The 5317-nt window shown below is 47.6% G+C and carries 6 protein-coding genes; 4 read left to right on the plus strand and 2 right to left on the minus strand.

The window, feature by feature from the left end; genetic code table 11:
• The first annotated feature begins 523 nt into the window (after positions 1 to 523).
• A complete protein-coding gene (locus Q0277_RS00125) occupies positions 524 to 799 on the plus strand; it encodes a hypothetical protein (protein ID WP_297994238.1) in 276 nt (91 codons plus the stop codon).
• A 554-nt stretch (positions 800 to 1353) separates the two neighbouring features.
• Here the strand turns inward: Q0277_RS00125 and Q0277_RS00130 are convergent.
• Positions 1354 to 2319: an HlyD family efflux transporter periplasmic adaptor subunit gene (locus Q0277_RS00130; RefSeq protein WP_297994241.1), complete on the minus strand. Its 966-nt coding sequence runs from the start codon at positions 2317 to 2319 to the stop codon at positions 1354 to 1356.
• 352 nt (positions 2320 to 2671) lie between these two features.
• On the minus strand, positions 2672 to 3154 hold the full coding sequence (locus Q0277_RS00135; protein WP_297994244.1) for a flavodoxin domain-containing protein: 483 nt from the start codon (positions 3152 to 3154) through the stop codon (positions 2672 to 2674).
• 209 nt (positions 3155 to 3363) lie between these two features.
• Here Q0277_RS00135 and Q0277_RS00140 point away from each other — a divergent pair, with 209 nt between their 5' ends.
• From Q0277_RS00140 to Q0277_RS00150, 3 genes are all read left to right on the plus strand, one after another.
• A complete protein-coding gene (locus tag Q0277_RS00140) occupies positions 3364 to 3861 on the plus strand; it encodes a hypothetical protein (RefSeq protein ID WP_297994247.1) in 498 nt (165 codons plus the stop codon).
• Positions 3862 to 4108: 247 nt separating this feature from the next.
• Positions 4109 to 4621: a hypothetical protein gene (locus Q0277_RS00145; RefSeq protein ID WP_297994250.1), complete on the plus strand. Its 513-nt coding sequence runs from the start codon at positions 4109 to 4111 to the stop codon at positions 4619 to 4621.
• A gap of 2 nt (positions 4622 to 4623) precedes the next feature.
• Positions 4624 to 5124 carry a hypothetical protein gene (locus Q0277_RS00150; protein ID WP_297994253.1) on the plus strand — a complete coding sequence of 167 codons (501 nt, stop codon included), beginning with the start codon at positions 4624 to 4626 and terminating at the stop codon, positions 5122 to 5124.
• Positions 5125 to 5317: the final 193 nt, after the last annotated feature.

Genomic DNA, 5317 nt, shown 5'->3' on the forward strand with positions numbered 1-5317 from the left:
CCGAATATTCCGCGCGCCGCCCGATCCGTCTTGAGCGCGTGCATATCGCATCGGCTAGCCGCGCCGCTAACGATGCGCACACAACGCGCATGAGCGGGGCGGTCTCCAAAACATGAAGCGACCCGTGAGCACCCGCGATAAATTCGCTTCAAAACGCAAATGAAAGCGAGTTTTCAAACACCTGGCGAGCTGTGAGCGCCGAGCTCTATCTGTGTCGCGCCTCTTGCGGTGAAATTTTACCGCCGCCGCACCTTTTGGGTAAAATTTCACTTCCGCCTGCCTTTCGGGGTAAAATTTACTGCCGCCATGTCTTTTGACGAAATTTTACCTAGTCCCAGCTTTCCTTAGCATAGTACCAACTTCAACTACCGCGTCCTTTGGGGTAAAATTTCACCGTCGCGCACAATCGGTATTTAATCGCGCCGTTTGTTTCGTAGTAAAATTTTACTGCCGTCCGCGCTCGGTTCAATCGCCGCTCGCTTATCGCAAAACGGTCTGCTAGAAACAAAGCCCGTTACCCGCTATGCCACCCTGCTTGTACTCGTTTCCGAGCCCGCAAATTTTAAATTTAACTCGCACTGCTTTGCGCCAAAATTTCGCCAAAATTTTACTCGCCGCGCTGCAGAATTCGATCTTTTATCCAAAGCCCTGCCTGCTCGCGCAAAACTCATGCGATAATTTTGCGCCACCTTTGTACGGCTTCGTTATAGACATACAGCATTTTATCGCCGCCGAGACGATGTATTTTAGGCACGACGAAATTCATCGCCTTGCTCTCTGCGGAACAAGCGCCGTTTAAATTCCGCCTCGAAGCGCGCTTTTAAAATTTCATCAGACTCACGCCGTATGCACGGCTCTAGACGCCGCATAAAATTTACTCGGCAAGCAAGCTTTTAAAATTTCGCTCGCAGGGGAGGCGCCGTCCAAAATCACTCGTAAATTCCGCATCGCCGCAGCTTGCGATGTTTAAATTTCACTCGCCGTATCCGAGCGGAGCCTTCTTAAATTTTACTCGCCGCAGCGTTAGAATTTCCGCGCGTCAAAGCACCGCCTGTCATGCCGCGTAAAATTTTATCGCTGGCGAGAGCCGTAAATTTCAACTCGCCGTGCCTGATAACTCCAGGCGAGGCGCCGCGATAAATTTAGTTCGCGGCAACTTGCGAGCTGTTCGTGTGATAAACGATAAATTCCGCCCGCGACGCTCGCATACTGCTCGTGCGATAAATTTCGCTCTCGCGACAAAACTCCTCCCGCGACGCTAGTGCGGCATCGCGCAGTAAAATTTCGCTCGCATGATAAAATTTTACCCGCGCGATAAATTTACGCGTGAGGCGCTCGCGTACTACTTGCGCGTTAAAATTCCACGCTGATCGGCTGCCCTAAGCGAAAGCTGCCGTCATCGTCGCTGAAATCGGCTCGCGCTTCCCACACGAGATCTGCACGCAGCTCCTCGGTTTGCACCGTGCGGGGCGTGTACATCGCGGTTTGGCTCACGTATGCGACCTTTGCGTTCGCGCTAGAGCCGTCCGCAGCGATAATCCGCACACTCTGTCCGGCACGCAGGAAGCGCAGCTGATTTTCGCTTAGATAAAATTTCGCGCGCTTGTTTTTTACTTCGCTGAGCTCAAAAACGCCCACGCTTGGTATGCTGATGTCGCCGAGCTCCTTAAGGCGCGCTCTGATCTGCCCGCCAAAAGGCGCTTTTAGCACGCTTTGCGTCTCGATTTGGTAATTCAGATATTTCAGATTTTCCTCGCAGCTTGCCAAGTTTGCGCGGGCGGCGCCGACATCCTCGCCGCGGTAGCCGCTTTGAAGCTGGCGCAGATTGGCCTGCGCGCTTTGCAGCTGGGCTTGCGTGCGCTTCATCGAGTAAAACGCCTCGTCGATCTGCTGCTTGGACGCAGAGTTGCTTTTGCCTAGGCTCTTGAGGCGCTCGTTCGTCAAAGTAGCGAGCTGCAGGGCGTTTTGCAGCGCGCTTACGTTCGCCGCCGCCATCTCGATCTCCTCGCTACGAAAGCCGCTTTGCAGCTTTTGCAAGCTAAATTTAAGCCCGTCGCATCTCGCGATCTGAATACGCCTTTGATAGCTCAGATTCGCCGTATCCAGAGCCGCCAAGACGTCGCCAGCCTGCACGAAATCGCCCTCGTCGCGATAAAGCGCGCTAATGCGGCCGCTGCGCTCGAAGCTAAGCGAGCTCTGCCTGATGTCGATGATGCCGTAGGCCTTGTGCGCGACCTCTTCGCGCCTATCGAGATTGAAGTAGATCGCCGCGGCGAGAGCGGCCAGCGCAAAAACGACGAAAATTAGAAGCCTTTTCATAGATCGCCTTAAATTTTGATATGCGGTTATTATAAAATAACTTTTCTAATGCGGCGCTGATATTTGAAGTTCGGGCGGTGATTTTATAAACCCATCTCATTAAATTTGCCGTATTGAATTGGTCGCCGCGAGCGGGCTAGATTTTGAGCTTGGGAGGATAAAATTTCATCCTATCCGCGCGATTTTAAGCGGTACGGCTTGTAAAACACAGCGACTTTTTGAGCTAAAAATTTTAAAATTTTAATGAAGAGGGCTCCGCTTTCAAGCAAAGCGTGAAATTTAATGGGGAAATTTAACGAGCTTTAGGCTCGATGAGCCCAAAGCTCGCTCGGTCGCGCAAAAGCTGAAATATTTAAAACTCGCCTCCAACCGCGGCGATCCATTTATCGGCCCTCGCCTGCCAGTGCTCGTCGCCTTTAAAATCGATCGTAAGACCTACGAATTTGCCGTTTATGAAGGCGCGCGAATGTTTAAATTTATATCCCTCTGCGTCCCAAGCGCCGATGAGATCGGCCTTTTTAAGCACCGGCAAAAACGCGCTCATGCCGCTGCAAAAATCATTGCCGTGGCGCTCGACGTTACCGACGCCTATGAGCGCGACCTTGCGTCCGTCAAAATCAGTTTTGTTTAAAAGCTCCAATTTGTCGTCAAATTTAGCCTGGATCTGTCCGTCGCCGTGCGTCGAAGCCGCAAAAATAAACGCGCCCGCTCCCGCCAAATCCTCCTCATTTAGCTCTTTGGCCTCCTTGATCTCAAAGCCGAGCTTTGAAGCGATGTATTCGCTCACGACCTTCGTATCGCCGCCTTTGGTGGCGTAAACTAATAGTTTTTTCATTTTTTCTCCTTAAAAATAAGAATGATTCTAACAAAATAAGATAAATTTTGAGTGAAATAAAAATTTTATAAGGCGCCCAGATACGGCACAATGCCTCGTATCCAGCTAATTTTAAGCGGCAGCGAGCCGGTAAATTTTAACGCCACCGCTTAACCGATCGTATAAAAACCCGCAGTATAATGTCGCCAAGCTCATTACAAGGAGAGGATATGCGAAATTTTACATTATGTTTGATCGCAGCGATAGCGCTTTGCGGCTGCGCGACCCCGCAGGATCGATACGGCGGAGATGTTTATGACGCGAGCGAGACGAACCGCATGAGGCAGAGCGATCGGATCGAGATCGTCGATGTCCTACCAGCCAAAATCAACGTAGAGCGCTCCGAGGGCAATACGGGTAAAATTTTAGGTGGCGTCGCAGGCGGAACTACGGGTGCGGTCATCGGGCATAAGCTCGGCAAACATAGCAGCAGCAGGCGCTTAGCCGAAACCGTGGGGCTCGTGGGCGGTGCGGTAGTAGGCGCGGTCGCCGGAGATGCGATCCAAAACTCCCAAAAGACGGTGCAGGGCTCCAACATCATCTACAAACTAAACGGCAAGGAGTACTCATCCGTGCAAGCCGACCCGCCGTGTAGATTTAAGCGCGGCAAAGCTCTGCTGATCCACACGGGCAGCGAAACGCGGGTGCAGCCGAACTCGGGATGCTAACAGAACTCGGTATGTTAAATTTAAAGCCGCCCAAAGCTTGCGGTGGGATTTTAAAATTTCACCGCGACGTTTAAATTTAAGAGCGGCATTTAAAAATTTAGAAACGATGTTTTAAATTTTAAAACGGCGCGGCTTACAAAAATAGCGCCGCTAAATTTAGCGGTGATCGAAATTTTAACTATGCAAAATTTTAAGAGCCCGCTAAAATATTTTAATATATAATCGCCGCCTAAAAACGGAGGGCGCGATGAAAAAATTCTATCTTAAAATTTGGCTACTTGCGTTTATAGCAGCATTTGCGGCGATCCCCGCTGCGGCGGCGGAAGGCTTGGATTATTTATTAAAAACCAAAGAGGAAAAAGATTTAGCGATTGCTTGCGATAGCGGCGACGGAAAATACAGCGCATGCACGAGGCTAGTCGAAATTTTATCTAAGAAGTGCGACGGCGGAGATTATGAAAGCTGCGGGACTATCGGAATAATATTTACGGATTTGGGTCAATACGAATTCTCATCCGCTCCTTTGATTAAGGCATGTGAAGCAAACATAATGTCTTACTGCTCCTATCTTGCCATTAGCGATATACTCTTTACGGGAAATCTTGAAAGAGCCGCTAAGGTTTTTGATAAAATTTGCGAGCAGGGAATTTCGGAAGATAAAAGGCTTGCTTGCAGTATCAAGAAAGAGATTGAAGACTGCTCTAAAGATGCAAAGTGCGATCCGCTAATGAAAGCCAAAGAAATTATTAAAGGACTATAATTATGAGAAAAATTTTATCATTAGCGCTGCTTTTATCTATGCCTTTGCTGGCAAAAAACGATATAGACATTGATATTTCTACTGCAATAAACGATACAAACTTAAAAAATTTAGCGAATAAATGCGATTGGAACAAAGGTGATTATGAAGCTTGCTCGATATTAAAAGATACTTTATCGGCAAAATGCGACGAAAGAAATTTTGAGAGCTGCGGTGCATTGGGAATTTTATTAATATATTTGCGCAGAGAGGAAGACGCAACAAAAGCGCTAAACAAAGCCTGCGATGCCGGATTATTAAATTTTTGCCTAAATGCAGGAATGCACGATTTGTACTATACGGGCAATATAAAAAGAGCATTTGTAAATCTTAAAAAGGTATGCGATGCGGCGATAGAGCCTTCGAAGAAAAAATTGGCTTGTAAGATGAGCTATGGTTTGAAGCCGTGTTTAAATGATGATGAATGCAATCCGGTGAAAAAAGCTAAAGAACTTTTGGAATAAGATTAATTTAACAGGATAAAAGAACGGCAATAATTTTATAAAGTTTGAAAAGATAAAAGGTCGCGGCAGGCAATTTGGATTAGTACAACCCATCAAAAAATAATGTAAGCAGTTGGCTATATAATTTTGAAATTATAATCTAGAAACTTTATATCTTACCTATAAAAATTTTTAAATTTTACTCTTGCGGTTA

Source organism: uncultured Campylobacter sp. (assembly GCF_938030815.1).
Classification (GTDB): Bacteria; Campylobacterota; Campylobacteria; order Campylobacterales; family Campylobacteraceae; genus Campylobacter_B.

What these genes read in the sequence shown, in the direction of transcription:
- Q0277_RS00135 (WP_297994244.1), bottom strand. Translation starts at nt 3,154, where the DNA reads ATGAAAAAACTATTAGTTTACGCCACCAAAGGCGGCGATACGAAGGTC.
- Q0277_RS00140 (WP_297994247.1), top strand. Translation starts at nt 3,364, where the DNA reads ATGCGAAATTTTACATTATGTTTGATCGCAGCGATAGCGCTTTGCGGC.
- Q0277_RS00145 (WP_297994250.1), top strand. Translation starts at nt 4,109, where the DNA reads ATGAAAAAATTCTATCTTAAAATTTGGCTACTTGCGTTTATAGCAGCA.
- Q0277_RS00130 (WP_297994241.1), bottom strand. Translation starts at nt 2,319, where the DNA reads ATGAAAAGGCTTCTAATTTTCGTCGTTTTTGCGCTGGCCGCTCTCGCC.
- Q0277_RS00150 (WP_297994253.1), top strand. Translation starts at nt 4,624, where the DNA reads ATGAGAAAAATTTTATCATTAGCGCTGCTTTTATCTATGCCTTTGCTG.
- Q0277_RS00125 (WP_297994238.1), top strand. Translation starts at nt 524, where the DNA reads ATGCCACCCTGCTTGTACTCGTTTCCGAGCCCGCAAATTTTAAATTTA.